We start from the raw sequence: 25654 nt of genomic DNA, 5'->3' as shown, positions 1-25654 counted from the left end.
TTCGGTGGACAACAGGATGCCGGTGTCGTTTTGCTCTATCACCTCGCCGGCACCACCGGTGTCCGTCAAAATCATCGGCTTGGCGTAATGCATCGCCTCGTTCATCGCGATGCTCCAGCCTTCGATGAAGGAGGGAAGGAGAAAAGCATCGCTTATTCCCATAGGGTCGGCAATGTCTTCGAAGTAACCGGGCATCAAGATATGTTTATCGAGCCCCTCGCTCGCGAGGTAGCTCGCTAGCGCCTCCACATGTGGCGCGAAGATCTCGTTGCCTACGCACAACACTCGGATGTCACGACGCGTAGCAAGAACGCGCTTCATCGCGGCAGCGATCAGATAGTGGCCCTTGTGCAGGTTGTAGGAGGCAGGATTCAGAAAGACGTAGTCGTCCTTTCCGATCCCGAGCGAGGACCGGTCTAATCTGCTCGCCCGGTCGAGGGGATAGCGGGCGAAGTCGAGGCCGTTGGGCACGATGACCACTTTCTCGGGTGCCGCCCCGAGCTTGGCCTGGGCGTATTCTGCGGCTTTCGGGGATACCGCAATGTATTTCGATACATAGCGGTCGCCTGCGCGGAACGTTGCACGTGCGGAATCCGGCAGAAATACATAGACGTTATGGATAAAGCAGACGATAGGCACGCCGCGGGCGGCAAGATATGGATACCCAACGTCGGAAAAATGCGCTTGCGCAATCGACGGCTTAAACTCGTCGATCAGGGCCGGATATGCCTCATCCACCCGATCCACGGGCAGTTGGCGAACCGTGATGCCTGCAGCCTGCGCCTCGCGGGCGATGCTCCCCAAGGGACCGTTGGTCACGACCATGAGTTCATTTCCATCGACCCTGCGGAGGCCAAGGGCTATGTCCAGAACAACCTTCTGAAGGCCGCCTTTGTCGAAGGAGGGTACTTCCAGCAGAATTCGAGCCGTCATTTCCGGGAGGTACCTTTGGAGACTGCGCCCATTTTCTCTAAGCGATCAATCAAGCTGCACAAGCGGTGTTCTTAAAAATTCTAGTTGAAGTTGAAGCTGGCCCCTCAGTAGGAATGTTTCTGACAGGGCCTGGGCGGATCAGCCCACCCCATCCGCCGCATAAGCCGCCAGCACCTCCTCCGGCGCTCCGTCCATCATCAGCATGCCGCCCTTCATCCAGAGCGTGCGGTTGCAGAAGCGCTTGATCGAGGCGTTGTCGTGGGAGGCGAGGAACATGATGCTGGCCTTCTGGATCATGCCGTGCAGGCGCTGCTCGGCACGCTCGGCAAAGGCGGCGTCGCCGACGCCGATTACCTCGTCGAGGATCAGGATGTCGGGATGGACCGCCGTGCTGACCGCGAAGGCGAGCCTCAGCATCATGCCGCTGGAATAAGTGCGGATCGGAAGGGACAGGAACTCGCCGAGCTGGCTGAACTCCTCCACGTCGGGCACGATCGCCTGGGCCTGCTTGTGGCTGAGCCCCAGCATGATGCTGCGCATCTCGATATTGTCGTAGCCCGTGGCATCCGTATCCATGCCCATGGACAGGTCGATCAGGGATGAGATGCGCCCCTCGATGGTGGCGGTGCCGGAGGTCGGCGGATAGACCCGGCTGAGCACCCGCAGGAGCGTCGTCTTGCCGGCGCCGTTGCCGCCGACGAGACCGATCCGGTCGCCGTCGCGCGCTTCGAAGCTGACCGCGTTCAGCGCCTTGATCACCTGGACGCTGCTGTCGCGGTCGTTCTGCAGGCCGCCCCCCACCGTGCGCCGCAGGATTTCGCTCTTCAGGGCACGGCCGCGGGAATTGTAGACGGCGAGTTCGACGCTCGCCTTGTCGAGGACGATATGAGCCATCCTGCCCTCAGAGCCAGTACACGACGCGGTGCGAATATTTCCCCGAGAAGGCCAGGGCGACGAGCCACCCGACGACCAGCAGGCCTAGCAGGATGAGATAGGACGTCGCGCTCGGCAGATGGCCGAGCAGAGGCTCGCGCATCACGTCCAGCATGCTGGCGAAGGGGTTCAGGATGAGAACGGGATGGTCGCCCCGCAATTGCGAGGGCTTGAAGACGACCGGCGAGACGAAGAACGCGACCTGGACGATGCTCGCGACGATCTGCGGAATGTCGCGGAACCGCGCCGACAGGATGGCCAGGAGGTAGCCGATCCAGGCCAGATTGGCGAGCACGAGCAGCAGGCCGGGGACGAACAGCAGGATGTGCCAGTCGATCACCGTGCCGGTGACGAGGAACAGGACCGGCAGAATGATCAGGTTATGGGCGAAGATGAAAAGGTTCCGGGCGATCGTCCGCAGCAGGTAGGTGAAACGCGGCAGCGCGACCTGCCGGATGATGCTGTCGTTATCGGTAAAGCTCGAGCAGCTTTCGTTGATGGTCTGCGACATCAATCCCCAGAGCACGAGGCCCGTGCCGAGATGGGGCAGGTAATCGGCCATGGAGGTGCCGAAGAGCGAGGCGTAGATCCCGCCCATGCCGAAGATCATCACGGCCATGCTGAGGGTCAGCCACAGCTGGCCGACGCGCGAGCGGCGATACCGACGAATCACGTCGTTCTTGGCCAGCATCCACCACATGCGCCACGCGCCGAAGCCTCCGACGACGTCGGCGACCCCTCCTGCTACCAAACCCATGCGGCCTCTTTCCCGGAGCCCTGCTCCTGCGGAGCAGCCGATGCCGGCCCTCCCAAAGCACGCGCCTGCGCGCATTGGCAAGTTTTGGGTCGCCGGGGGCAGAAGATCCGGACCGGATGTGGTGCCGGGCGGCGAATCGAAGCGCCTCAACCGACCTGCGCCGCGTCGTCGGCAAGGGCGAGCAACGTCTGGCGCAGCCAGCGATGGGCCGGGTCGTTGTCGTAGGAGGCGTGCCACAGCATCGAGATCGCCACCTCGTCGAGGGCCACCGGCGCGGGGCTGACGGCGAGGCCGAGGGTTCCGGCAAACAGGGTGGCGAGGCGCTCCTGCATGGTGGTGAGGACGGGCGCGCTGCGCACCAGGAAGGGCACGGCGAGGAAGCGCGGCGTCGTCACCGCGAGGTCGCGGCGCAGGCCGAGGAGGGCGAGGGCGTCGTCCACCACCCCGTGCGCCGTTTCCTTCAGGCTGGTGAGCACATGGGGAAAGCGCAGGTAATCGTCCAGGGAGATCGGAGCCTCGAGCCCGACGAGCTCGGCATTGAACAGGCAGACGTAGCGGTCGCGGTAGAGCAGCCGCTGCTTGTGATGCGTCTGGCCGTGGCTGAACGTGCCGATGCCGAGATCGACGCGGTCCGCGTCGAGTTCCTGCAGGATGCGGATGCGGTCAATGGATCGCAGGAGCAGGCTGATCCCCGGCGCATGTTCGCGCAGGTAGGCCAGAAGGCGCGGCCCGAGCAGCACCTCGGTGGAATCGGGCAGGCCGATGGTGAAGGTTCGCGTGACGCTGCGCGGATCGAACGCATCGTCGCGGCGCACCAGGGACTGGATCTGGCGCAGGAGGGTGCGCACGGGCGCGGCGAGCGCGAGCGCGCGGGGAGTAGCGCGCATCCCCTCGGGGGCGCGGGTGAGGAGTTCGTCGCCGAAAGTGGTGCGCAGGCGCGCGAGGCTGCTGCTCATGGCCGACTGGCCGATGCCGATCCGGGCGGCGGCGCGGGTGACGCTGCGCTCGGCGAGGAGGGCATCGAGGGCCACAAGCAGATTGAGGTCGATGCGGGATAGATCGACATGGTCAATAGTCATTATCGATCCAATCTGTTTGATCCATGATGCACCGCACAGCATCTTCGCGTCACCGGCAAGGGCGCACCGCCCCTGCCAAGACAGCGAGACCCGTCACCATGACACTCCGTAGCCTCATCACCGCCGCCGCCCTCGCCACCGTCACCGTGGGCACCGCCACCCTTCCGGCCTCCGCCGAGACGATCAAGCCCCTCGACGGTGGCAGCGTCTCGCTGGGCGAGCTCTCGGGCGTCGCCTACTACACCGCCGAGCCCAAGGGCTACCGGGTGGTCGTCACCCTGGCCCGCACCGGGACCAGCCGGGCAATGCGATTCGAGACGGTCCTGGCCAACGGCCAGAGCGTGACCCTCTCGACCCCGCAGGAACTCGGCGGCACCGCCGACGCCATCGAGATCAGCCGCACCGGCGACACCGTCGCCGTCAACCGGCCGCGCCCGGGCGTCACCCGCGAAGCGGCGGCGCAGAATTGAGGGCGAGCCCGGCGTGACCGGGCTCGCCGAACCGGACCAACCTCCCCGCCGGCGATGACGGGGAGGTTGTTTTCGTGTTCGTCACCACACCGGCACATGGGTTAAGAGCCGTGCGGAGACGCGCATCGCCGGGGATGCGGACCGAGGTAGGCGGGACAGATGGCAGGCCTGAAGGACAAGCGCGGCTTCATCGACAAGGACAGGCTCGATTTGTCCGAGCGGCAGGCCGTCGAGCATTGGATGAAGCGCTGGGGCGTCACCCGCGACCAGCTGGCGAGCGCCCACCGCAAGGTCGGACATATGATCAAGGACATCGCAGCCGAACTCGGCAAGAAGCGTTAGAGGAAGGCAGCGTCAGGCTGGACGAGGCGACGGCGGGGGCGGGCAGGTGGCGGACAAGAGACACTTTTCGCTGCCCTGGCGCGGCCCGCTCAACGACCGCCGCTACGCGTCCCAGGATCCCGCCCGATTCCCGGACCTGCACGCCCTCGATGCGCTGGACCGCAGCCACTTCCGCAAGATCGTGAGCTGGAACTTGCTGCGGCGCACCGGAGCCAAGGTCGATGCCATCGTCGCCCTGGTGGAGCGCGAGCGGCCCGACCTGTTGCTGATGCAGGAGGCGACCAAGGACATCGCGGTGATCGAGGAACGGCTCGGCGGCGTCTATGCCTGGGCGCCGCTGCCCGGCCGCATCCATGGGCTCGCCATGTGGAGCCCGCATCCCTGGGCCTCCCCGCCCGTGGTCATCGCCCTGCCGTCGGGCGCCGTCGTCGACCGGGTCTGCCAGATCCTCGATTTCGGCGAGTTCGGTGTCGCCAACGTCCATCTCTCCCATGGGCAGGTACTCAACCGGCGGCAGCTGCGGCGGATCGAGCAGAGCCTGCCGGCGCGCGCCGCGGTGATCGGCGACTACAACCTCGTGGGCCCCGCCCTGCTGCCGGGGTTCCGCGATGCCGGGCCACGCATCCCGACCCATGCCATGGTCGATCTCGTGCCCCTGCGCATCGACCGCTGCCTCGTGCGCGGGCTCGCCTGCCTCGGCCGCACGGTGCTGCCGCGCGGCGCCTCCGACCACCGGCCCATCGTGGTGCATCTCGGCCCCGCGCCGGCCCAGGCGGGCGAGCGGACCGTCAGAGGTATGGCAGCATTAGTCGTACGGCTGCGTCGCGCAACCGCACGGGCAAGGGCCGCCGCGCGAGCTCCTCGGCCGTCAGGCGGGCGTCCATCTTCGTCCGCATGAACGCGTCGAGGCGGTCGGCGAAGGCGCGGTCGTAGACCTCGACGTTGAGCTCGAAGTTCAGGCGGAAGCTGCGCATGTCCCAGTTCGCGCTGCCGACGAAGCTCCATTCCCCGTCGACGACGAGGAGCTTCGAATGGTCGAAGGGCGGCTCGTCGAGCCAGATCCGCACGCCCGCCTCGAGCAGCGGCGCCACGTGCGCCCGCGTCGCCCAGTCCACGTAGCTGTGGTTGCTCGCCCGCGGGATGATGACGTCCACGCGCACGCCCCGCGTCGCGGCGAGCGCCAGGGTCGTGGACAGGATCTCGCTCGGCAGGAAATAGGGGGTGACGAGACGGATGCTGTGCTGCGCGCAGGTGATCGCCGACATCACCGCGAACTCGATCTTCTCGATATCCGCATCCGGCCCCGAGGTGACGACACGGGCCTCGATCTCGCCCGCCGCGCCGAGCGGGGGGAACCAGCGCGGACCGTCGAGCTCCTCGCCCATGACGAATGCCCAGTCGGCGGAAAACGCCTGCGACAGCTGCTCCACCACCGGCCCCTCGATGCGGAAATGGGTGTCGCGCACCGGGTCCGGAGGGGAGGTGGCGACGAGGTTCTCGTCGGCGATGTTGATGCCGCCGGTGAAGGCGATGCGCCCGTCGACGATGAGGATCTTCTTGTGGGTGCGCAGGTTCAGGAACGGCATGCGCCAGGGCAGGGCGGAATGCATGAACAGCCCCACCGGCACCCCGGCCCGGCGCAGGCGCCTCGCCATGGCGGGGAAGAAGTAGCCGCTGCCGATCCCGTCGATGAGCACCCGGACTTCGACGCCGCGCGCGCGCGCGGCCACCAGCGCCTCGAAGAAGCGCGACCCGGCGCCGTCGTTGCGGAAGATGTAGCTCGACAGGGCGACGCTGCGCGTCGCTCCCCCGATCGCCTCCAGCATCGCCGGATAGGCTGCGTCGCCGTTGCGCAGGATGGAAAAGTCGTTGCCGCCTAGGAGGACGAGCCGCGTGATCCGGCGGACGGCGCGGTCGAGGGGCCGCAGGTCTTCGGGCACGCTGGCGTCGGGAATGACGGGGGAGCCCGCCTGCTGTGACGGCCTTACCCTCAACTGGCGCGCCCGGCGCGAGACCCGGTTCACGCCGAAGATCGCGTAGAGGGCCGTCCCGAAGATCGGCGACAGCCAGGCGAGGCCGATCCAGCCGATGGCGGTGCCGATCTCGCGCTTGCGCAGCAAGGCGTGAACCGTGACGAGAAGCGCCAGCACGATGCCGAGGACGGCGAGGACGTCGGCCCGGATCGACCCGGTCGCCTGCAGCCATCGGTGGAGGAGGTCTTCCAAGAATCAGCCCAGCCTGAGAAGGGGATCGCGAGACACGCCCCCTTTAGCCCCGGGCGGGTGGAAAGACCTAGCGGCGGGCCGTCTCGGGGACGGCCTCGGCGGGAGCTGCCGCCTCGCGCGACCGTTGCGGGCGCAGGGTCTCGGCCAGCAGTTCCACCTGCGTCACGAGGCGCACGAGAGACTCGGCGCGGGGCAGGGCGGGATGGGCGGGCAGGGCGGGCAGGGCGCCGCCATCCTCGGCGAGGCGGGCGAGGGTGGTGGTGATCCACAAGGTCCAGGCGCGGCACGCCTCCGCCTCGTCCCCGGCATCGCCCGCGAGCTCTTCGGCAAGAGCGGGCTTGGGCTCGGCGGCATGACGCAGTGCCGAGAGGCGCGCACCGATCCGGCGCAGGGTCGCGTCGGCGACCATGGCGGTCTCGACCTGGGGGTGGCGCCCGGCGCGGGGCTGCTGCAGGGCGCGGGAGAGGGCGGCCTCCAGGGTGTTGAGGGCGAGGCCGCTGGCCCGCGCCGCGGCCTCCGCCGCCCCGCTCCGCTCGGCCTCCGCCCGATTCGAGAGCACGGTGCGCGCAAAATCGGCATGGGCCTTCACGGCCTTCCTCAGTTCGAGACGGACCTGATCCGGCTCCCAGACCGGCCAGAGCAGCAGGCTGCTCGCCACCGCGATGAGACCTCCGAGCAGGGTGAAGAGGGCGCGCATGCCCGCGACTTCCCAGGAGGCATGGCCGGGCTCCATCACCTCCACCAGCAGCACCACCAGGGGCGTCAGGCAGGCGATGAAGAAGGCATAGCTCACCTGCCGGGCGGCAAAACCGATGATGCTCAACGGAAAGATCAGCGCCGCGAGCGCCAGGGTCGTCGTGGCGAGGCTGGCGAGGAGGGCGCCGAACAGCCCCCCGAGCACCGTGCCGCCGATCCGCTCCAGCGCCCGCTGCCAGGTGGCGGCGTAGAAGGGCTGCATGGTCAGCACCACCGTGATGGTGAGCCAGTGCGTGAACGGCCCCGGCCAGAGCAGGGTGAGACCGAGGACCGGGGCGGTGACGGTGCTGGCGCGGATCGCGTGCCGCAGGTTCGGCGAGGCCAGGGTGAAGTTCGCCTTCAACGGGCCGAGCATCCTCTGGCGCAGGGGCAGGCTGGCGCTCCCCAGCAGCGTGCCGCCGGGGCGATACCCTTCCGGCGTCGAGAGCTTGGCCCCGATGCGGACGCGGTCGAGGATGCGCTCGGCCAGGGACTTGAGGGCAGGGTCGGACGCGAATCCGCGCCCCGCCCGCGCGATCGAGCGCTCGATGCGCGGCAGGTCGAGGACGGTGTCGTCGCGGATCGCCCGCGCGACCACGAGGAGGAGCGGCCGCAGGCGGCGCAGCAGGCGCCGGGTCCGGACCTGCCGGTTGGGGTTGCGGTCGGCCTCGATCCGGTCGGACAGGGCGATGAGGGCGGCGAAGATCTGCTCGGCGCTCTCCAGCCGGATCAGCGCCTGGGCGGTGCGGTCGGAGACGCGCTCGCGGCTGCGGGCGAGGTCGACGATGAGGCCGCGGGCGAGCTCGATCGCCTCGCGCACGCCGCGGCGATGGGCGCGGGCATGGTCGTCGAATCCCGCCGCGCCGGCCTCGTCCGAGGCCGCGAGGTCTTCGAGATCGCCGCTGAGCAGAGCGAGCCGGCGCCAGACCTCGGCCACGGCCCTCTGGGTAGGGCGGTAAGGGTTGAGCCGCCACAGAGCGAGGGCCAGCACCGTCGCCCACAGGCCGCCGGCCAGCACCATCGCTCCGGCGATGACGGCCTCGCCGCCGGTGAGGGGACGGTCGAGGGCGAAGGCCAGGACGAGGACGAGGACGTTGCCGGCGGTCTGCTCCTGCACGCCCCAGACCCGCGCATAGCTGCAGCAGAAGATGACGAGGGTGGCGAGGGGCACAACGAGCGCCGGGCCATGGGGCTGGAGCAGGCCGAACAGGCTCCAGATCAGGCTGCCGATCACCGAGAACACGGCGAGCACCATCAGCCGGGAGCGCATCGGGCCGCCGATATCGGCAAAGCAGGTGAGGTTGGCCGCAAGCGCCATGATCAGGAGCGGGGGCCACGCCACGAATTCGTGGAGCAGGATGACGGTGCCGAAGGCGCAGGCCGCCCGGATGCCTTCGATGATGCTGAGCCCGCGCGGGTCGAGGGCGATCGGCAGGCGCGCGAGGTTCGATCCCGGCGTGGAGAGGGAGCCCCGCCCCATGAGGAAGCCGGCCACGCGCCCGCGCCGGAGGCCGCCGGAGACGGCGCCGCTGGCCTTGGCCCTGGGGTTCGGAGGGAGGGACAACCGGGACGCTCCGCCGGGCGGAATGCCCGGTGTGAGGCGGTTTAGAGCCGATCGCCGCAGCGCAAAACCCATGACGGCGCCCCCGCCGGGCGGGCCGGCCCCCAGCGCATGGCGAACCGCCCGGCCGCGCTGGATTTCGTATGCATTTTCATCCGCCGGGGTTGGAAAGAGTCCAGTCTGGCCGGCGCCTTGCATGGGCGTTCGCGACACCGGCAATTTCGCCGATCATCGGTCGACCGAGGAAAAGCACAACACGATGAGAGGCTTGGCAGAACATCTTCGCGTTGGACTCGTGGCCGCGGCGCTGGCCGCCAGCGGCATGGTGCCGTCCGCATGGGCGCAGGGAACGCTGCGCATCGGAATGACCGCGTCGGACATCCCGCTCACCACGGGGCAGGCCGACAATGGCGGCGAGGGCATGCGCTTCACCGGCTACACGGTCTACGACGCGCTCATCAACTGGGACCTGTCGAGCGCGACCAAGCCCTCCGACCTCACCCCCGGTCTGGCCACCTCCTGGGCGGTGGATGCTGCCGACAAGACCAAGTGGATCTTCAAGCTGCGCCCCGGTGTCACCTTCCACGACGGGTCGCCCTTCACCGCCGAGTCGGTGGTGTGGAACTTCGACAAGCTCCTCAAGACCGATGCGCCGCAATTCGATCCGCGCCAGTCGGCGCAGGGTAGGTCGCGCATCCCCGGTGTCGCCAGCTACCGCGTGGTCGATCCGATGACGGTGGAGATCACCACCAAGGCGCCGGACGCGACGCTGCCCTACCAGATCGCCTGGATCATGATGTCCTCGCCGGCGCAGTGGGAGAAGCTGGGCAAGAGCTGGGACGCGTTCGCCAAGACGCCGTCGGGAACCGGCCCGTGGAAGCTCACCCTGTTCGCCCCGCGCGAGCGCGCCGAGATGGCCCCCTTCGCCGAATACTGGGACAAGGCGCGGGTGCCCAAGCTCGACAAGCTGGTGCTGGTGCCCCTGCCGGAGGCCAATGCCCGCGTGGCGGCCCTTCGCTCGGGCCAGGTCGACTGGATCGAGGCCCCGCCGCCGGACGCCATCGCCTCCCTCAAGGGGGCGGGGTTCAGCATCGTCACCAACGCCTATCCGCATAACTGGACCTGGCACCTGTCGCGGGCAGAGGGTTCGCCGTGGAACGACATCCGCGTGCGCAAGGCCGCCAACCTCGCCGTCGACCGCGAGGGCATGAAGGAGATGCTCAGCGGCCTGATGATCCCGGCACAGGGCTTCATGCCGCCGGGCTCGGCCTGGTTCGGCTCGCCGACCTTCAAGCCGACCTATGACCCCGACGCGGCCAAGAAGCTCCTGGCCGAGGCCGGGTACGGCCCCAACAAGCCCATCGTCACGAAGATCCTCATCGCACCCTCGGGCTCGGGCCAGATGCAGCCCCTGCCGATGAACGAGCTGATCCAGCAGAACCTCGCCGATATCGGAATCAAGGTGAATTTCGAAGTCGTCGAGTGGAACGCGCTCATCAACCTGTGGCGGGCCGGCGCGAAGGCCGACGTGTCGCGCGGCGCCACGGGGATGAACTTCTCCTACTTCATCCAGGACCCCTTCACCGGCTTCATCCGCCACCTGCAGTGCAATCTGGCGGCCCCCAACGGCACGAACTGGGGCCATTACTGCGACCCCGAGATGGACAAGCTGTTCGATCAGATCCGCACGACGTTCGATCCGGCCGAGCAGATCAAGGTGCTGCAGAAGGTCCACGAGAAATACGTCGACGAGGCGCTGTTCCTCATGGTCGCCCACGACACCAACCCGCGCGCCATGAGCTCGAAAGTGAAGGGCTTCGTCCAGGCCCAGAATTGGTACCAGGACTTCTCGCCCATCACCGTGGGGAAGTGAGACGCATCCTCCCTCCCCCTTGTGGGGAGGGATCGAGGGTGGGGGTCGCTCCGCCAGCCTCCGCAGGAAGAAGATCGCCCTGCCACCCCCACCTCCAACTCCTCCCCGCAAGGGGGAGGAGAGCCGCCACACTCGATTGAGGTCTCCGGATGCTCCCATGCTGAGCTTCATCCTCCGCCGCCTCCTCACCGTCACCCCGGTGGCGCTCGGTGTGAGCATCGTCTGCTTCTCGCTGGTCCATCTGGCGGACGGCGATCCCCTCAGCTCCATCCTGCCGGTGGACGCCACCCAGGAGACGATCGATGCCATGCGGATCGCCTACGGCTACGACAAGCCGCTGCCGGTCCAGTACGCCCTGTGGCTGTGGAAGGTGCTCCACGGCGATCTCGGCACGTCCATCGCCACCGGCAGGCCGGTCTTGAGCGAGGTCGGGCGCGCCGTCGTCAACAGCCTGATCCTCGCCTCCGTGGCGACCTTGATCGGCTTCACCTTCGGTTGCCTGTTCGGTTTCGTCGCCGGCTATTTCCGCGATTCCGTGCTCGACCGGGCGGCCTCCGCCATCTCGGTCTTCGGTGTGAGCGTGCCGCATTACTGGCTCGGCATGGTCCTGGTGATCGTGTTCTCGGCCCAGCTTGGCTGGCTCCCCTCCACCGGCGCCGGCCCCGACGGATCGGGCAACTGGAAGCCGGATCTCGAGCACCTGCGCTACATCATCCTGCCCGCCATCACGATGTCGGTGATCCCGATGGGCGTCATCGCCCGCACCGTCCGGGCGCTGGTGGGCGACATCCTCTCCCAGGATTTCGTCGGGGCGCTCAGGGCCAAAGGCCTCTCCGAATTCGGCGTGTTCAAGCACGTGGTGAAGAACGCCGCCCCCACCGCTCTCGCGATCATGGGGCTGCAGCTCGGCTACCTGCTCGGCGGCTCGATCCTGATCGAGACGGTGTTCGCCTGGCCCGGCACCGGATTCCTCCTCAACGCCGCGATCTTCCAACGCGACCTGCCGCTGCTGCAGGGCGCCATCCTTGTCCTGGCGATGTTCTTCGTCGCCCTCAACCTCATCGTCGACGTCGTGCAGACGGCGCTCGACCCGCGCATCGAGAGGGGCTGATGGCACTCGGAACCAGTCCGGCCGTATCGGCCATCGACATCGCCGGGGGCGCTCCCCCACTCACCTCGACGCCGGAGGCCTTCGTCGCCTCGCGCGGGTTCTGGGGCAACGTGCTGGCCAAGCTCCTGCGCGATCCGGTGGCGATGATCGCCGCCTTCGTCATCCTCGCAATCGTCGCCATCGCGCTGCTGTCGCCGTGGATCACGCCCATGGACCCGTATCGCGGCTCGATGGTGCGGCGGCTCAAGCCCGTGGGCGACGCCACATACATTCTCGGCTCGGACGAGCTCGGGCGCGACATGCTGAGCCGCCTGATGCTGGGCGGGCGCCTCTCCCTATTCATCGGCGTCACGCCGGTGATCCTCGCCTTCCTCCTCGGTTCCAGCATCGGCATCCTCGCCGGCTATGTCGGCGGCTGGCTCAACACGGTGCTCATGCGCACCATCGACGTGTTCTTCGCCTTCCCCTCGGTGCTTCTGGCCATCGCCCTCTCCGGCGCCCTGGGGGCGGGCGTGTTCAACTCCATCGTCTCGCTAACCTGCGTGTTCACCCCCCAGATCGCCCGCGTGGCCGAGAGCGTGACGACGCAGATCCGCTCACGCGACTATGTCGACGCCGCCCGCCTCTCCGGCGCCTCCACCCTGACGATCCTGCGCGCGCAGGTGCTCGGCAACGTGCTCGGACCGATCTTCGTCTATTCCACCAGCCTCATCAGCGTGTCGATGATCCTGGCCTCGGGCCTCTCCTTCCTCGGTCTCGGCGTGAAGCCGCCGGAGCCCGAATGGGGCCTGATGCTCAACACCCTGCGCACGGCGATCTACGTGAACCCGATGGTCGCGGCACTTCCGGGCCTCGCGATCTTCATCGTCTCGATCTCGTTCAACCTGTTCTCGGACGGCCTGCGTTCGGCAATGGAAGTGAAGTCATGAGCACGCCCATCGCGTCGAGCCCGCTCTCCTCCCGCGACCGGGGCGGCCCGGGCCAGCCGCTCCTCACCGTCGAGGGGCTGGTGAAGCATTTCCCGGTCAAGAAGGGGATCGGCGGCAAAAAGGCCGTCGTGCGCGCCGTGGACGGCGTCGATTTCGACATCAGGAAGGGCGAGACCCTGGGGGTCGTCGGCGAATCCGGCTGCGGCAAGTCCAGCACCGCCCGCCTCATCATGGGCCTGACCCAGCACGACAAGGGCGAGATGCTGTTCGACGGCGAGCGCATCGGCAGCCGGGCGCTGCCCCTGCGCGAGTTTCGCGCCCAGGCCCAGATGGTGTTCCAGGACAGCTACTCGTCGCTCAACCCGCGCATGACCATCGAAGGGTCCATCGCCTTCGGGCCACGGGTCCACGGCGTGCCCAAACGCCAGGCCATCGAGCGGGCGCGCAGCCTGCTCGCCCGTGTCGGCCTGGAACCGGCGCGCTTCGCCGCCCGCTATCCGCACGAACTGTCCGGCGGCCAGCGCCAGCGCGTGAACATCGCCCGCGCCCTGGCGCTGGAGCCGCGCCTCGTGGTCCTCGACGAGGCGGTCTCGGCCCTCGACAAGTCGGTGGAGGCGCAGGTGCTGAACCTGCTGATGGACCTCAAGCAGGAATTCGACCTCACCTACCTGTTCATCAGCCACGACCTCAACGTCGTCCGCTTCATCTGCGACCGGGTGGCGGTGATGTATCTCGGGCAGGTGGTGGAGATCGGCCCGGCCGACACCGTGCTGGCCGACCCCGCCCATCCCTATACCAAGGCGCTCCTGTCCTCGATGCCGTCGATGGACCCGGACAACCGCACCACCGTGGCCCCGCTGGCCGGAGACCCGCCCAACCCCATCGACCCGCCGCCGGGATGCCGCTTCAACCCGCGCTGCAGTCTCGTGGAGGATATCTGCCGGAGCCATGTTCCGCCCCTCGCCCCGGTCGACCCCGTCCACCGCGTCGCCTGCCTCGCCCGCCAGCCGGGCTCCGGCCATTCGGCGGCGCCCGCCCTGCCGGTGGCCGCATGAGCACGGCTCTTCGCCACCGCCACCTCTCCGGCCCCGGCGCGGGTCCACTCTCGTGCGAGGTACTTGGGTTCACAGATGCGCTCGACGGCTGTTCCCTCGATATAAGAAAGTTCGACATGAAGCGCGACGGGCTCCCTCTCCTGGAAGGAGAGGGCTGGAGTGAGGTGTGGTCCATCTCCGAAAAGGTCACACACCTCACCCTGTCCCTTTCCTTCCAGGAGAGGGGACCCGAGCAGCCCGCGAGATGTGCGAATATCGTAGGCTGCACGGAGACGGACAGGAGCCCGTCGCGACACTCGACGCACCGAGGAGGCTTCCGATGAGTCGCGGGCTCACAGAACCCGCCGTCGAAATCCAAGGCCTGAAGGTCACCTTCGGCGGCAAGGTCCGCGCCGTGGATGGGGTCGATCTCACCCTCGGCCGAGGCCAGGCCATCGCCCTCATCGGCGAGTCGGGCTCGGGCAAGAGCGTGACCCTGCGCGCGATCATGCGCCTCAACCCCGAGCGCAAGACGGCGATCGAGGGCCGCATCCTCGTCGCCGGCCGCGACGTGATGGCCATGGGCAAGCGCGACCTGACGGCGTTACGCGGCCGCGAAGTCGCGATGATCTTCCAGGAGCCGCTGCTGGCCCTCGATCCGGTCTATACGGTGGGCCGCCAGATCATGGAGGCGATCCGCCAGCACGAGGGGATCGGCGCGGCCGAAGCACGCGCCCGCGCGCTGCAGCAATTCGAACGGGTGCGCATTCCGAGCCCGGAGCGGCGGCTCGACGCCTATCCGCACGAGATGTCGGGGGGCATGCGCCAGCGCACGATGATCGCCCTCGCCCTCGCCTGCAACCCCAAGGTCCTCCTCGCCGACGAGCCGACGACGGCCCTCGACGCCACGGTGCAGATCCAGATCCTGCTGCTGCTGCGCGACCTGCAGGCGGAGCTCGGGCTCTCCACCCTCTTCGTCACCCACGATCTCGGTGCCGCCGTCGAGGTCGCCGACCGGATCGCGGTGATGTATGCCGGCCGCATCGTGGAGGAGGGCTCGGCCCGGCAGGTGGTGCTGAACCCGCATCATCCCTACACGATCGGCCTGCTGCGCAGCCGCGCCGACGGGGCGCTCGCCAAGGGCTCCCGGCTCCAGACCATCCCGGGAAGCCCGCCCGACCTCGCCAACCGCCAGCCGGGCTGCCCCTTCGCACCGCGCTGCTTCCTTGCCGAGGAACGCTGCCGCGTGGGCGACCCGCCGGTGGTCGAGGCCGGACCTGGCCATCGCGCCGCCTGCTGGAAGACCGACGAGGCGACGCGGAGCTTCCAGGCACAGCGGGCGGAGATGGTGGAGGCGTAGCTCTCCCACCCACGACCTCGCCCTTGGGTGCCGGAGCGAAGCGCAGGCCTCGAAGGAGACCTCCCATTCACCCTCCGATCCCTGGAGGCCTCCTTCGAGGCCGCTTCGCGGCACCTCAGGTCGGAAGGTTGAAGAACCGACCCCATTCCGAAAAGACCAACCCGAGACAACGGACACGCCCATGAGCACGACCCACAATCTCCGCGTCGACGGCGCGCGCCTGTGGTCCACGATCATGGAGACCGCCCGGTTCGGCGCCACCCCGGCCGGCGGAATCAACCGGCTGACCCTGTCGCAGGAGGATGGCCAGGTCCGGGACTGGTTCCGGGATGCCTGCGAGGCGGCGGGACTGGAGGTGCGTGTCGATGCGCTGGGCACTCAGTTCGCCCTGCGGCGCGGACGCGACATGACGCGCCTGCCGGTCGCCTGCGGCTCGCATCTCGACACGCAGCCCACGGGGGGCAAGTTCGACGGCATCCTCGGCACCCTGGCGGGCCTGGAGGTCATGCGGGCGTTGAACGACGCCGGCATCGAAACCGAGGCGCCCCTGCTCCTCGTCAACTGGACCAACGAGGAGGGCTCGCGTTACGCCCCCGCCATGATGGCCTCCGCCGCCTATGCCGGAGAATTCACGGTGGAGGACATCCATTCCCGGCGGGATGCCGCCGGTATCGCCGTGAAGCAGGCGCTGGAGGCCATCGGCTATCTCGGAGACGAGCCGGTGGGCGAGCGCAGGATCGGCGCTTTCGTGGAACTGCATATCGAGCAGGGGCCGATCCTGGAGGCCGAGGCGACCACCATCGGCGTCGTCGAGGGCGGGCAGGGGATCGCCTGGTTCGACGGCGCGGTGACGGGTTTCGAGAGCCATGCGGGCACGACGCCGATGCCGCGCCGTCGCGACGCCCTCAACGGCTTCGCCGAGATCGCGCTGGCCGTCGAGCGGATCGCCCATGCCCACGGTCCCACGGCGGTGGCGACGATCGGCGAGGCGGTGATCGGCGCGCCGTCGCGCAACGTCATCCCCGGCCGCATCCGCTTCACCCTCGACGTGCGCGACCCGAAAGCCGAGACCCTCGACGCGGTCGAAAGCGAGTTACGAGCGGAACTCGACGCCATCGCCGGCCGGCGCAAGCTCATTATCGAGTTGACCCGGATCTGGCGAAAGGAACCCGTGCCGTTCGATGCCGGGGTTGTGGGCGCCGTCGAGGCGGCAACCAGGGGCTTGGGTTTCAGCCATCGCCGCATGGTCTCGGGCGCTGGCCACGATGCCTGCAACATCGCCGCCCTCGCCCCGACGGCCATGATCTTCGTGCCCTGCCGCGACGGGATCAGCCACAACGAGGCGGAGTCGGCGACGCAGGGCGATTGCACCGCCGGCGCCGATGTCCTGCTCCAGACCCTTCTGACCCTGGCCAACGCACCGGTTCGGGCCGGCTGAGCGGGACGCCATGTGCGCCGGGCGAAGCCGACGCCGCACCGCTTCCGGCCATTCACCGCGCGAGACCGCCCAGAATCCCTCTGAGGTTCCCGTCACCGGCACGCGACATGCGAGTTCGCCCGCATCGAAAGGGGCGATCGCGCCGGTTCCGTCATGGGCGCGGCTGTGACGGGCGCCCGCAGGAGGGCCGGGATGGCGGGGGCAGATGCATGACCTCGCCCATCCACGGGGTGGCAACGGGGACGGACAATGCACCGAGCGAAATTATGTCCCATTCGCCCTACAGCGGGTTGTGCGGCAGGAGAAAAACACGCAACGACATAGTGTTTCGGAACATCCTGGCATAAAATCGTTCATGTCAGGCGGCACATTGGCCGAGGAGAAAGAAACATGCCGCCACGGTCGTCGATGGATCCATCCGGACGGTCGGATGGCGCATCGCGCCGGTTGCCCTCCCGCCGCCTCCTGAAGTTCATGCAACATGCCACGGATGTCGGCTTCTGGTCGGCGGACCTCGAAGAGCTCGACATCCACGGATCGATCGGCCTCCATCGCGTTCTCGGCCTTTCCCCCTCGGTCGCCCTGAGCTTCGGCGTCGTGGAGGCCATGATGCATCCCGACGATCGTGCCGCGCATACGGATATGCTGACCCTGCTGCGCGAAGGCCAGCCGCTCCGGCGCGAGTTCCGCATCATCCGGCCGGACCAGACTTTGCGCTGGATCGCCAGCCATGCCGAGGTGGTGCTCGGCCCCGGCAACCGCCCGAGCCAGGCGATCGGCGTCGTCGAGGACGTGACCGATCGCTACGATGCGAAGCATTCCACCAAACAGGGACCCGATCGCTTCGAGGCTCTGCTCTCGGCCACGGCTGCGGTGGTCTGGATCGTCAGCCCCGATGGGAAGTCGATCGACATGCCGCTCTGGGAGGAGCTCACCGGGCAGCGACACGATCAGTTCCAGGGCCTCGGCTGGATCGACGTCCTGCATTCCGACGACAGGGAACGCACGAACTTCGCCTGGCGCACGGCCCTCAGCCACGACACGGCCTACAACACCGACTACAGAATCCTCTGCGTCGATGGGGTCTATCGCTGGTTCAACGCCCGTGGCGTGCCGATCATGAACCGGGACGGCTCGGTGAAGGAATGGGTCGGCGTGTGCCTGAGCGTCCCCGGACAGAGCCGCTTCCAGGCGGCCTCGTCGAGCACGGACGCTCGCGGGCCCGCGACCGATATCGGCCGCGGCAGCGGGGATCTCACCTCCGCACAGGTCCGGGCCGCGCGCGGGATGGCCGGCCTGTCGAAGGACGAATTGGCGCGGCGGGCGAGCGTATCGGTCTCGACCATCGTGCGGATCGAAGATCCGGAGGCGACCATCCGCCCGCGACGCGACACGGTGCAGGCGGTGCGTCAGGTTCTCGAGCAGGCGGGCGTCGTCTTCACCTTCGATCCGGGGCAGAAGCCCGGTGTGCGGGAGGCGTGAGGCCGCCTCCGCTCAGGCGCTCGCGTCGCTGGGCGCGGGCTGCTTGAACCGTTCCTTCATCCGCTTGCCGAGGTTCGCCTTGCGCGCATTCAGGGCGAGACGGATGGCGCGGTCGATATCGGCCGGGGAGACATCGTTGATCTGGCCCGCGAGCGCCAATAGGCGCTCGTCGTCGGAGAAGGTCAGTTCGCAGCGATAGAGCAGCATCAGCACGCGTCCGTTCCGGGGATCGACCTGAAGCGCCCGTGACAAGACCTGGGCTCCCTCGCCGGCGGCGCCATAGCGGAACAGCCGGTCGCCCGCCTCCAGCATCAGGGCGAGATCCGCACCGGCCACATGGGCGACGGCACGCCACGCCGCCAGGATCGATTCCTCGTCGCCCGTCGGCTCGAGCGCCTTGGCGGCCAGCCGACGGATACGCCCCTGACCGTTGGTCATCAGGGCGGAAACGTAATAGCTGAGCCGCTCCTCGCTCTTTTCCTCTTCCGCAAGACGCCCCAGAGTCTTCCAGGGCTCTTCCAACTCGGCATCCGCCTGGCACGCGCGCAGGATCAGTTCCCCGCCGCGCTCGCGATCTCCCTTGATCAGGGCGATCTCACCGAGAAGCCAGATGCCGGTGGCGCCGTCCGCCTCCCGCCGGATCTCGGCCTCCGCGATCTCGGCCAGGGCGTCGACATCCTGCTGTTTCAGGGCGCGCCCGATTCTGACCGGAAGGGCTTCCTCGGCAACGGATTCGAGAAGGGTAGACGAGCCGCCATCCTCGATCGCCTTCACCTCAGGACGGCGCGCGCGCTGGGCGAGGCGCACGGCCCGTTCGGCCTCCTCCGGGTAGAACTCCACGATGAGAGCCGCCAATTCGGCCAACCGCTCATTGTCGGAAAAGAGCAGTTCACTTCGGTAGAGCATCACCAGGAGGCGGCCATTCGTCGGATCGGCCGCATAGGCGGCCTCGAAGATCCGGGCCGCATCCTCCCCCGCCCCCGCGCGGAGCAAGCGGTCGCCGGCCTCGATCAGCACGCCCACATCCGTCCGGGCCGCGGCAGCGACCCGACGCCAAGCGTCGGCGGCCGCCGCGTCGGTGCCGGTCTGCTCGATGATCTTGGCGGCCATCCGCAAGATCCGGCATTGATCGTTGGTCATCAGCACGGAGGCCAGGAGCTTGAGCCTCTCCTCGTCCTGCTCGTCTTCGGCGACGCGCACCAGAGCCTTCCACGGCTCCTCGAAGGAGGGGTTGGCCTGACAGGCGCGTATGATCAGGTCGATGCCGCGTCGACGGTCCCCCCGCGACAGGGCGAGTTCCCCATACAGCCAGATCGCCGTGGGGCTATCCGGATCGTCCTGCATCTCGGACGTGGCGATGGCGGCCACCATCGGCCAATCTTCGAGCTTCAAGGCGCGACGGATCCGCGCCAGCAAGGTCTCGGTGGCATCGACATCGGGCTTGTTGAGGTCGACCAGCCTCATGTATTCGTGGATGGCCCGCTGAGCATTGGAGTAGAGGACGATCTTATCGGCCTGCACCACGCCGACGATGTCGCAGAACTCCCGCACCTGGGCGACGTTCGACGAAATGACGATGAAACCGCTCGTAGCCGAGCGTTGCTTAATCACGCTGGCGAAACGGTCGGTGAACTCAGCCGTCTGCGGAAGAATGTCGCCGTCGACGAAGTAGGTCTCGTAGGGCAGCCCGTAGGACAGGGCATACCGAAACGCTAAGGCGATATCGGCGGGCACGTGCTTGTACGGCACGTCCATGAAGGCATCGATATTGGCCACGAAGGCGACGAACTTGATCAGGCTTCCCGGCTCGATGCGGTGCATCTTGGCCGCGAACACGCAGTTCCGCCTCAGCGTATGGAGGGCGACGATCCCAGCCATGCGACCGACGGGACTCGAGATGTCCGCCTCGCGCCGCACCTTGCCGATGGCGGGCTGCCGCACCCCCGCGATGAGGTCGCTGAAGGCACGGCGCTCGATCTTCGAGGCGCAGAGGATGCCGACGCGACGGTTCGTCGGGATGACCCCGGAGAGACCGCACAGAACCGCATGCGACCGCGACTGGAGCGACCGGACCCAGACGTTCTCCAAGATCAGCATGAACCATCTCGCCAGGAGACCGGTGGACAGCCCTTCACTGAACGTGTTCCCGGTCGAGCGCCCAATCCCGATCTCCCAACCCGAAATCTAATGCCGCGTCACGCGAGGACGCAACAGCCCGCATCGATACACCGCGTCTCGACAAAGACTTAGCCGAACGCTTCGACCCGGCCGACCGAGTCCGGCCCCCATGCCGGTGCCGGGTGTCTCCCATGAACGCAGCCCCTGCTGCAACGACGTGGCCGGAATGAGGGCGCCCATTCGTCGGGGCACCTCCAACAATCGCGTGATCCGCCGCCGGACAGGGGGCCCTTCACCCCATCCGGGACCGGTCGCCGGCATCCTCCACGCGAACGTGAGCGGCCGCATCGCCGGGCCGCTCATCGAGATAATCGAGGAAGGCCGGGGCATCCACGGTCCAACTGTCCATCGCGCCGTGGTGAGGCTCCAGCCAGCCCCGATAGCGATGTCCCATCACGAGGCTGAGCCGGGCATAGTTCAGACGCAGGAAGTAGGTCCCGTCCTGGACCGGCACAATCTCGGTGATGTGGGTTCCGGGCTCCGAGAAGACGATATGTGCCAACCCGGCCCCATGAGGAGCGGCGATCCGCTTCGCCGACGAGACGACGAAGACCTGCTGCCACAGGGGCATGGTCCCGAGGGCGACGCCCGCATAGCCCCTCGTCGTGATCTGCGCCTCGAGTTCGGCTTCGTTTCTCATGACCCGTCGGCTCGAATCGCGGCGTGAGATGTAGATCGCATCGCCGGCGCTCACGTTTTCCTGCGCAGCGATGGCACGGGCGGACCGCTTCACCCGCTCGATGACGGGTGCCACCTGCTCCCAATAGCTGAAACCCTGCATGCCGCTGCGGGCGATCAGCAGCCGCTGGACGAAGACCGCATCACCGACATCCACCACCGTCTGGGGCAGGCCGGCCAGACGCAGGGTCTCTTTCTCGAAGGAGGGGGCCTCGTCGCTCAGGAGGATCACCGCATCCGGCGCCCCGTCCTCCAGCATCCAGGCGAAGAGCGGCAGGCGATCCACCAGCCAGTGATAGATGCCGCGCGTGCTCTTGATGGCGAAGAAGCCTGTCGCGATGCCGGGCGCTTCCGCGCGCGACAAGCGGGAAATGGGCGTTCCCTTCGAGACGATGAGGCTGCCGTCCTCCTTCCAGATCTGGCCGTTCCGGTCCACGAACACCTCCCGGTGCTCGATGATCTCGGGCGGCTTTGCCCGGGCGACCTTGGTCCGGAAGCTTTCGATATCCGCGGTGACCTTGGGGGCGTGGCGCGGCGGGGTTCGCTCGCTCGACCGGATCTCGACGGAGCCCTGAACCCGCTGCCCGGAGCCGAAGAACGGAAATCGAATCGTCGTGGCCGCCGCCTTGACGACGCCCGCCGCGGCGGAGGATCCGACGGGGACGGCCTTCGCCATGGCCGCCTTGATCGCCGACCGGAGGGCGGCATCCTTGGTATGGGGGAGGAACGATTTCGCCTGATGGGCGAATTTCGCCTCGGCCATCACGGCCGCATCGGCGGTGAAGACCGCCCATGCGGCCGCCGCTTCGCCGAGCATCAGGAACCTCTGGCTCACCGAATACCGATCCCGCGTCGACCATCGCGCGCCCAGGCACTGGCTTTCGGCCCAGGCCAATGCTTCGACGTCACGCATCTCGCCGGCGGCGCGGATGAACATGCCCATCATCGACGGGCTTTTCTTGAGTCGCTCGCCGTTACGGGCCCGTGTCAGGATCGTCGGCCAATCGCCTCGCTCGAAGGCCAATTCGAAATCCCGGTACTTGAATCCCGTCCCCCTGAAGACGGCCCAACGCCAGATGCGCATGAGAAGATGACGGCCGGTTTCCATGACGGGCTGAAACATAGTGATGGATCATGTCCTTCGTTGCTTCCCATGACATCGCTCCTTCATGGAGGAGAAGGGAAAACCAATCCGTCATCAGCGGCATGTGTCGTGTGCCCGTGCCCTTTGGGGCTCCGATCCACCGGTATCGGAGGGTCCGTCATCCACAGCCGGCCCAAGAACGGGCCGCTGCCCTGCAATAGAGTACCTTCGCATCTGCAAAAGCCTGTGATAGTTCCACAACGCTGACGCAATTAGGAGGTTTACGCATGCTCAACCGGTCAAAGCTCCCCCTTTTCCTTGCCATCGCCGCCCTGGCCGTTCCCTTCGCCGTCGCCACCCCGGCCTCCGCCAAGGGTAACAAGATCATCTCCATGATCGACACCGACAATGACGGCACGATCGACCTGAAGGAAGTCCAGGCCGTCGCCAGCGCCAAGTTCGACGCCCTCGAAGGCGACAAGGACGGCACCCTCGACGCCAAGGAGCTCAAGGGTCGCGGTGGCAAGAAGGTGATCGCGGAAGCCGATCCGGACAAGGATGGCACGATCGACAAGAAAGAGTACCTCGCCCTGGTCGAGTCCCGCTTCAAGGCGGCCGATCCGGACAACGACGGCACCCTCGATGCGGCCGAGCTGAAGACCCCGGCCGGCAAGGCCCTGGTCAAGCTGCTCAAGTAAGCCGGCAGGGGCCGTGCTCGCCGCGAGCGAGCCGGACCACGGTTTCGAACAACGACCAGACCCCATGTGCCGGCCGGCGCATGGGGTTTTTTCGTCGTCTCGGACGTGAGCGAAGGTTTCGCGAGGCGCTCGAAGGCTGACGTACCCGGCGAATCACTGCGCGGCTTCGACCGGCGACGGATGATCCGATGCTCGGCATTCTCAAAAAAGAAAGGGATTTGGCGCTAGAAGAGGCGGACTCGACTTCGAACCACGCCGAAAGACGCCAGAATCTGTGCGCTGCAGCACGTTGGTGCGTCGAGACTTGTTTAAGGGCGAAAGATCCCTAGATACAGTGACATCATGACAGCGTCGTATCGCGGCTTCCCATGAAGTCACGGGGCGGATCGGAAGCAACCGGGGCATCGTCGTGCCTCGTGGCGGAAGGACCGTTCGTACGGCGGATTTCAATCCACGGTCCCACCGGGCGTGCGCCCGCCAGAGACGCAGATCCTGCGAGTACGTTTTACATGAATCAACTCGTTCGCCTGTCACAGATCGGCGATGCTGACGCCATAGCCGAACCGTCGGCCGAACTGCGCGTCCCCTTCGCACAATCGGGCGCCTTCGTCTGCAAGTTCATCATCGGCGAGCCGAACGATCGCGCGGTCTGTTGTGGTGCGCCTGCGCCGGACGGCAAGAGCTGGTGCGCGTTTCACCGCCGCATCGTCTTCGAGCCGGCACGTCCCGGCCGCCTTCGCTAAAGCGGTCTTCGCTTCCCCCGCTATCATGGAATGCCTCGCCGGCTCTCGCCAGCGAGGCTTCTTGCATGGGCAGAGTCATACGCAAGCGCCGTCAAATAAAAACTTCACCGGGAAAGCCCGGCGCGCACGATCAGTCTTCGGGATCGCCCCGATCCTCGGGCCCGCGGAGAGCCTCGAAGGGGCGTCCCTGCATCGTGCGGGGGTCATTCGAGCGGACGACGAGATATCCCGCCTCGCGGGCCTCCCGCAGACGGGCCGCCTGATAATCTCTGCCCCCATCATCCCGGCGGCGATAGGCCGGCCCCTCTTCCGGGAGGTAGCCGTAGCGATAGCCGGGAGTGTCATCGTAGTTCGGCTGAAAGGCACGGACGGTCCAGGTTCCGTCTCTCGCCACCCGGCTGGCGGGCGCCCTGACGGCGACGGGGCGGATGGTCTCGCGTCCGGCGGCGACCAGGCGTCGGGCGATCCCGTGGCCGGGTGCCTTTCTGCTCGCGTGCCGGCTGGCCGTGGCGGGCCGGGGTCTGGCAGCCGCGTCACGACGGTTTCGCGCCGCCTTCCCGGCACGGGCCATCGCGTCGGCCTTCCGGACATCCTGCTGCTTGCCATCCTCGCGCCCGGCGACGGGCGAGGGGGCGGCCTTCCGGTCGGGCGGATCGGTCCATGCACGGCCGGCGGGAGCGGGCGTCGCGTCTTTGGCGAGGGGTGCGTCCTGAGCGGAAACGGTATCGATCATCGGCATGGCGCAGAGCGCCGACAGGCCGAGCGCCGAAACGATGGTCGAAAACCGATGAAGACGCATTGGCATCGACTCTCTCCAGGCTGGTGCCGAGAGATCGGACGCATATCGGCGTTCCACCTCCGCACGGCCGCCCGGCAATCGCTGTCGGACTGAGATGTCAGCTTAACGAAAGCTTACGATGGCGTCCACGATGCTATGTTAACCGGCATTCCGTTTGGGGTGGATGCCCCGTGGGGATGCCCGGCACCGGACCTGCTTCGGCGTCCGGATGCGGTTGCCGTCCGGGCTCGGCCGACACACATGGCACCCGACCCGACCGCGACGACAGCCTTGCCCGGGCCATCGTCGTCGGACACGGTCGCGGCCGGGATTTTCCTTGCAGAGCTCCACAATCGCCCCGGCGTGGAGAGGAGAAACGCCATGAGACGATTCCTGTCGGTCCTCGCCCTGCTGGGCGGCGTCGCGCCCGCCCTCGCGCAGGCGCCTGCCCCGGCGGCAAATACCGCGCCGCAGACCTACGAGAGCCAGGTCGTCAACACGAAGGGCGAACCGATCGGAACGGTCACCATCCGCGATGGAGCGAGCGCCCTGGTGCTGCGTCTGGCGATCCAGCCCGGTGGCCTGCCTCCTGGCTGGCACGGCATCCATTTCCACGCCGTGGCCGATTGCTCGGACATGGAGAAGTTCGAGAAATCGAAGGCTCACGTCAATCACGACCAGAGCAAGCACGGCCTGCTCAACCCGGAAGGGCCTGACGAGGGCGACCTGCCCAACGTCTACGCCAATGCCGATGGCTCGGTGAATGCGGAGGTGTCGAGCGAGACGCCGCTCACGGGCGAGGGCGGGTTGAAGGATGCCGACGGCTCGGCCTTCATCATCCACGCCAACGAGGACGACCATACCAGCCAGCCGATCGGCGGGGCGGGTGCCCGCCTCGCCTGCTCGGTCATCAAGTAGCCGGCCATCGCATCCTCGGCGCAGGGCCGCCGGAGGATGCGAATGCCGCGAACGGCATCACGGCCACCGCAGAAGCGGAGCCGTGATGCCGGGTTCTCGTGTTTGTCGTCCGGTCAGCGCTGACCGTTGCCGATGCTCACGAGCTTGGCACCACTGCGTGCCTTCTGCTCAGGCAGAGCGGCCTGGACGGTCCTGACGATGCCGTCGGCGTCGAGGCCGGCCTCGGCGTACATCGCCTCCGGGCTGTTGTGGTCCTGGTAGGTGTCCGGCGCGTACATCGCCTCCGGGCTGTTGTGGTCCTGGTAGGTGTCCGGC

22 protein-coding genes and 1 pseudogene are annotated in these 25654 nt (G+C 67.4%); 13 read left to right on the top strand and 10 right to left on the bottom strand.

Annotated elements, in window-relative coordinates:
- Window positions 1-12: 12 nt before the first annotated feature.
- From ASF08_RS25865 to ASF08_RS14980, 4 genes and pseudogenes are all read right to left on the bottom strand, one after another.
- Window positions 13-933 (bottom strand): annotated as a pseudogene (locus ASF08_RS25865) (glycosyltransferase family 4 protein); the annotation flags it as partial.
- Window positions 934-1071: 138 nt separating this feature from the next.
- Window positions 1072-1827, bottom strand: a complete 756-nt coding sequence (locus ASF08_RS14990; protein WP_056146726.1) for an ABC transporter ATP-binding protein — start codon at window positions 1825-1827, stop codon at window positions 1072-1074.
- Between the two features lie 7 nt (window positions 1828-1834).
- Window positions 1835-2623 (bottom strand): ABC transporter permease, encoded by a 789-nt coding sequence (locus ASF08_RS14985; RefSeq protein ID WP_051074311.1) that lies wholly within the window; start codon window positions 2621-2623, stop codon window positions 1835-1837.
- Between the two features lie 146 nt (window positions 2624-2769).
- The gene (locus tag ASF08_RS14980) at window positions 2770-3702 is read right to left on the bottom strand and encodes a LysR family transcriptional regulator (protein ID WP_056146724.1); all 933 of its coding nucleotides are present in this window, start codon (window positions 3700-3702) and stop codon (window positions 2770-2772) included.
- 98 nt (window positions 3703-3800) lie between these two features.
- Between ASF08_RS14980 and ASF08_RS14975 the strand changes: the two genes are divergently transcribed.
- The 3 genes from ASF08_RS14975 to ASF08_RS24205 all read left to right on the top strand — a co-directional run bounded on the left by ASF08_RS14975 (window position 3801) and on the right by ASF08_RS24205 (window position 5412).
- On the top strand, window positions 3801-4172 hold the full coding sequence (locus ASF08_RS14975) for a hypothetical protein (protein ID WP_056146722.1): 372 nt from the start codon (window positions 3801-3803) through the stop codon (window positions 4170-4172).
- 159 nt (window positions 4173-4331) lie between these two features.
- Entirely contained in the window at window positions 4332-4514 is a 183-nt protein-coding gene (locus tag ASF08_RS14970) for a DUF3606 domain-containing protein (RefSeq protein ID WP_056146721.1), read from the top strand.
- A 136-nt stretch (window positions 4515-4650) separates the two neighbouring features.
- On the top strand, window positions 4651-5412 hold the full coding sequence (locus ASF08_RS24205; RefSeq protein ID WP_082473239.1) for an endonuclease/exonuclease/phosphatase family protein: 762 nt from the start codon (window positions 4651-4653) through the stop codon (window positions 5410-5412).
- Here ASF08_RS24205 and cls read toward each other — a convergent pair.
- Complete coding sequence (gene cls, locus ASF08_RS14960; protein WP_018043402.1) at window positions 5303-6739, bottom strand: cardiolipin synthase; 1437 nt, start codon at window positions 6737-6739, stop codon at window positions 5303-5305. The two genes, ASF08_RS24205 and cls, sit on opposite strands and share 110 nt — an antisense overlap.
- Before the next feature lie 67 nt (window positions 6740-6806).
- On the bottom strand, window positions 6807-9038 hold the full coding sequence (locus ASF08_RS14955; protein ID WP_056146717.1) for an FUSC family protein: 2232 nt from the start codon (window positions 9036-9038) through the stop codon (window positions 6807-6809).
- Window positions 9039-9294: 256 nt separating this feature from the next.
- Between ASF08_RS14955 and ASF08_RS14950 the strand changes: the two genes are divergently transcribed.
- From ASF08_RS14950 to ASF08_RS14920, 7 genes are all read left to right on the top strand, one after another.
- Entirely contained in the window at window positions 9295-10908 is a 1614-nt protein-coding gene (locus ASF08_RS14950) for an ABC transporter substrate-binding protein (protein ID WP_056147149.1), read from the top strand.
- A 157-nt stretch (window positions 10909-11065) separates the two neighbouring features.
- Entirely contained in the window at window positions 11066-12019 is a 954-nt protein-coding gene (locus ASF08_RS14945; RefSeq protein WP_018043405.1) for an ABC transporter permease, read from the top strand.
- Window positions 12019-12948, top strand: coding sequence for an ABC transporter permease (locus tag ASF08_RS14940; protein WP_056146716.1), 930 nt, complete (start codon window positions 12019-12021; stop codon window positions 12946-12948). Before ASF08_RS14945 ends, ASF08_RS14940 begins: the two co-directional genes overlap by 1 nt.
- Window positions 12945-14003: an ABC transporter ATP-binding protein gene (locus ASF08_RS14935; protein ID WP_056146714.1), complete on the top strand. Its 1059-nt coding sequence runs from the start codon at window positions 12945-12947 to the stop codon at window positions 14001-14003. Before ASF08_RS14940 ends, ASF08_RS14935 begins: the two co-directional genes overlap by 4 nt.
- 319 nt (window positions 14004-14322) lie before the next feature.
- Entirely contained in the window at window positions 14323-15342 is a 1020-nt protein-coding gene (locus ASF08_RS14930; protein WP_056146712.1) for an ABC transporter ATP-binding protein, read from the top strand.
- Window positions 15343-15523: 181 nt separating this feature from the next.
- Window positions 15524-16780 (top strand): Zn-dependent hydrolase, encoded by a 1257-nt coding sequence (locus ASF08_RS14925; RefSeq protein ID WP_056146709.1) that lies wholly within the window; start codon window positions 15524-15526, stop codon window positions 16778-16780.
- Window positions 16781-17254: 474 nt separating this feature from the next.
- The gene (locus ASF08_RS14920; protein ID WP_238253909.1) at window positions 17255-18262 is read left to right on the top strand and encodes a PAS domain-containing protein; all 1008 of its coding nucleotides are present in this window, start codon (window positions 17255-17257) and stop codon (window positions 18260-18262) included.
- Between the two features lie 12 nt (window positions 18263-18274).
- On the opposite strand, the gene ASF08_RS14915 is transcribed toward ASF08_RS14920, so the two are convergent.
- Window positions 18275-20359 carry a hypothetical protein gene (locus ASF08_RS14915; protein ID WP_056146708.1) on the bottom strand — a complete coding sequence of 695 codons (2085 nt, stop codon included), beginning with the start codon at window positions 20357-20359 and terminating at the stop codon, window positions 18275-18277.
- 313 nt (window positions 20360-20672) lie between these two features.
- Window positions 20673-22241 carry a glycosyltransferase family 61 protein gene (locus tag ASF08_RS14910; protein ID WP_056146706.1) on the bottom strand — a complete coding sequence of 523 codons (1569 nt, stop codon included), beginning with the start codon at window positions 22239-22241 and terminating at the stop codon, window positions 20673-20675.
- Window positions 22242-22489: 248 nt separating this feature from the next.
- On the opposite strand from ASF08_RS14910, the gene ASF08_RS14905 reads away from it, so the two are divergent.
- Both ASF08_RS14905 and ASF08_RS14900 read left to right on the top strand, forming a co-directional pair.
- Entirely contained in the window at window positions 22490-22900 is a 411-nt protein-coding gene (locus ASF08_RS14905) for an EF-hand domain-containing protein (RefSeq protein ID WP_018043413.1), read from the top strand.
- A gap of 509 nt (window positions 22901-23409) precedes the next feature.
- Complete coding sequence (locus ASF08_RS14900; RefSeq protein WP_018043414.1) at window positions 23410-23643, top strand: GcrA family cell cycle regulator; 234 nt, start codon at window positions 23410-23412, stop codon at window positions 23641-23643.
- Window positions 23644-23773: 130 nt separating this feature from the next.
- On the opposite strand, the gene ASF08_RS14895 is transcribed toward ASF08_RS14900, so the two are convergent.
- Window positions 23774-24448, bottom strand: coding sequence for a hypothetical protein (locus ASF08_RS14895; RefSeq protein ID WP_056146704.1), 675 nt, complete (start codon window positions 24446-24448; stop codon window positions 23774-23776).
- Window positions 24449-24802: 354 nt separating this feature from the next.
- On the opposite strand from ASF08_RS14895, the gene ASF08_RS14890 reads away from it, so the two are divergent.
- Complete coding sequence (locus ASF08_RS14890) at window positions 24803-25339, top strand: superoxide dismutase family protein (protein ID WP_056146702.1); 537 nt, start codon at window positions 24803-24805, stop codon at window positions 25337-25339.
- 113 nt (window positions 25340-25452) lie between these two features.
- On the opposite strand, the gene ASF08_RS25195 is transcribed toward ASF08_RS14890, so the two are convergent.
- A partial coding sequence (locus tag ASF08_RS25195) for a hypothetical protein (RefSeq protein WP_162238963.1) occupies window positions 25453-25654 on the bottom strand: 202 nt, incomplete at its 5' end.

Source organism: Methylobacterium sp. Leaf85 (assembly GCF_001422125.1).
Classification (GTDB): domain Bacteria; phylum Pseudomonadota; class Alphaproteobacteria; order Rhizobiales; family Beijerinckiaceae; genus Methylobacterium; species Methylobacterium bullatum.
Note: the sequence above shows the minus strand (reverse complement) of the source record. Positions and strands in the feature narration are given on the sequence as shown.

Bases quoted from the DNA above. Each gene is read 5' to 3' on its own strand.
- ASF08_RS14990 (WP_056146726.1), bottom strand. From the start codon at position 1,827: ATGGCTCATATCGTCCTCGACAAGGCGAGCGTCGAACTCGCCGTCTAC.
- ASF08_RS14985 (WP_051074311.1), bottom strand. From the start codon at position 2,623: ATGGGTTTGGTAGCAGGAGGGGTCGCCGACGTCGTCGGAGGCTTCGGC.
- ASF08_RS14980 (WP_056146724.1), bottom strand. From the start codon at position 3,702: ATGACTATTGACCATGTCGATCTATCCCGCATCGACCTCAATCTGCTT.
- ASF08_RS14975 (WP_056146722.1), top strand. From the start codon at position 3,801: ATGACACTCCGTAGCCTCATCACCGCCGCCGCCCTCGCCACCGTCACC.
- ASF08_RS14970 (WP_056146721.1), top strand. From the start codon at position 4,332: ATGGCAGGCCTGAAGGACAAGCGCGGCTTCATCGACAAGGACAGGCTC.
- ASF08_RS14950 (WP_056147149.1), top strand. From the start codon at position 9,295: ATGAGAGGCTTGGCAGAACATCTTCGCGTTGGACTCGTGGCCGCGGCG.
- ASF08_RS14945 (WP_018043405.1), top strand. From the start codon at position 11,066: ATGCTGAGCTTCATCCTCCGCCGCCTCCTCACCGTCACCCCGGTGGCG.
- ASF08_RS14940 (WP_056146716.1), top strand. From the start codon at position 12,019: ATGGCACTCGGAACCAGTCCGGCCGTATCGGCCATCGACATCGCCGGG.
- ASF08_RS14935 (WP_056146714.1), top strand. From the start codon at position 12,945: ATGAGCACGCCCATCGCGTCGAGCCCGCTCTCCTCCCGCGACCGGGGC.
- ASF08_RS14930 (WP_056146712.1), top strand. From the start codon at position 14,323: ATGAGTCGCGGGCTCACAGAACCCGCCGTCGAAATCCAAGGCCTGAAG.
- ASF08_RS14925 (WP_056146709.1), top strand. From the start codon at position 15,524: ATGAGCACGACCCACAATCTCCGCGTCGACGGCGCGCGCCTGTGGTCC.
- ASF08_RS14920 (WP_238253909.1), top strand. From the start codon at position 17,255: ATGCAACATGCCACGGATGTCGGCTTCTGGTCGGCGGACCTCGAAGAG.
- ASF08_RS14915 (WP_056146708.1), bottom strand. From the start codon at position 20,359: ATGCTGATCTTGGAGAACGTCTGGGTCCGGTCGCTCCAGTCGCGGTCG.
- ASF08_RS14910 (WP_056146706.1), bottom strand. From the start codon at position 22,241: ATGTTTCAGCCCGTCATGGAAACCGGCCGTCATCTTCTCATGCGCATC.
- ASF08_RS14905 (WP_018043413.1), top strand. From the start codon at position 22,490: ATGCTCAACCGGTCAAAGCTCCCCCTTTTCCTTGCCATCGCCGCCCTG.
- ASF08_RS14900 (WP_018043414.1), top strand. From the start codon at position 23,410: ATGAATCAACTCGTTCGCCTGTCACAGATCGGCGATGCTGACGCCATA.
- ASF08_RS14895 (WP_056146704.1), bottom strand. From the start codon at position 24,448: ATGCCAATGCGTCTTCATCGGTTTTCGACCATCGTTTCGGCGCTCGGC.
- ASF08_RS14890 (WP_056146702.1), top strand. From the start codon at position 24,803: ATGAGACGATTCCTGTCGGTCCTCGCCCTGCTGGGCGGCGTCGCGCCC.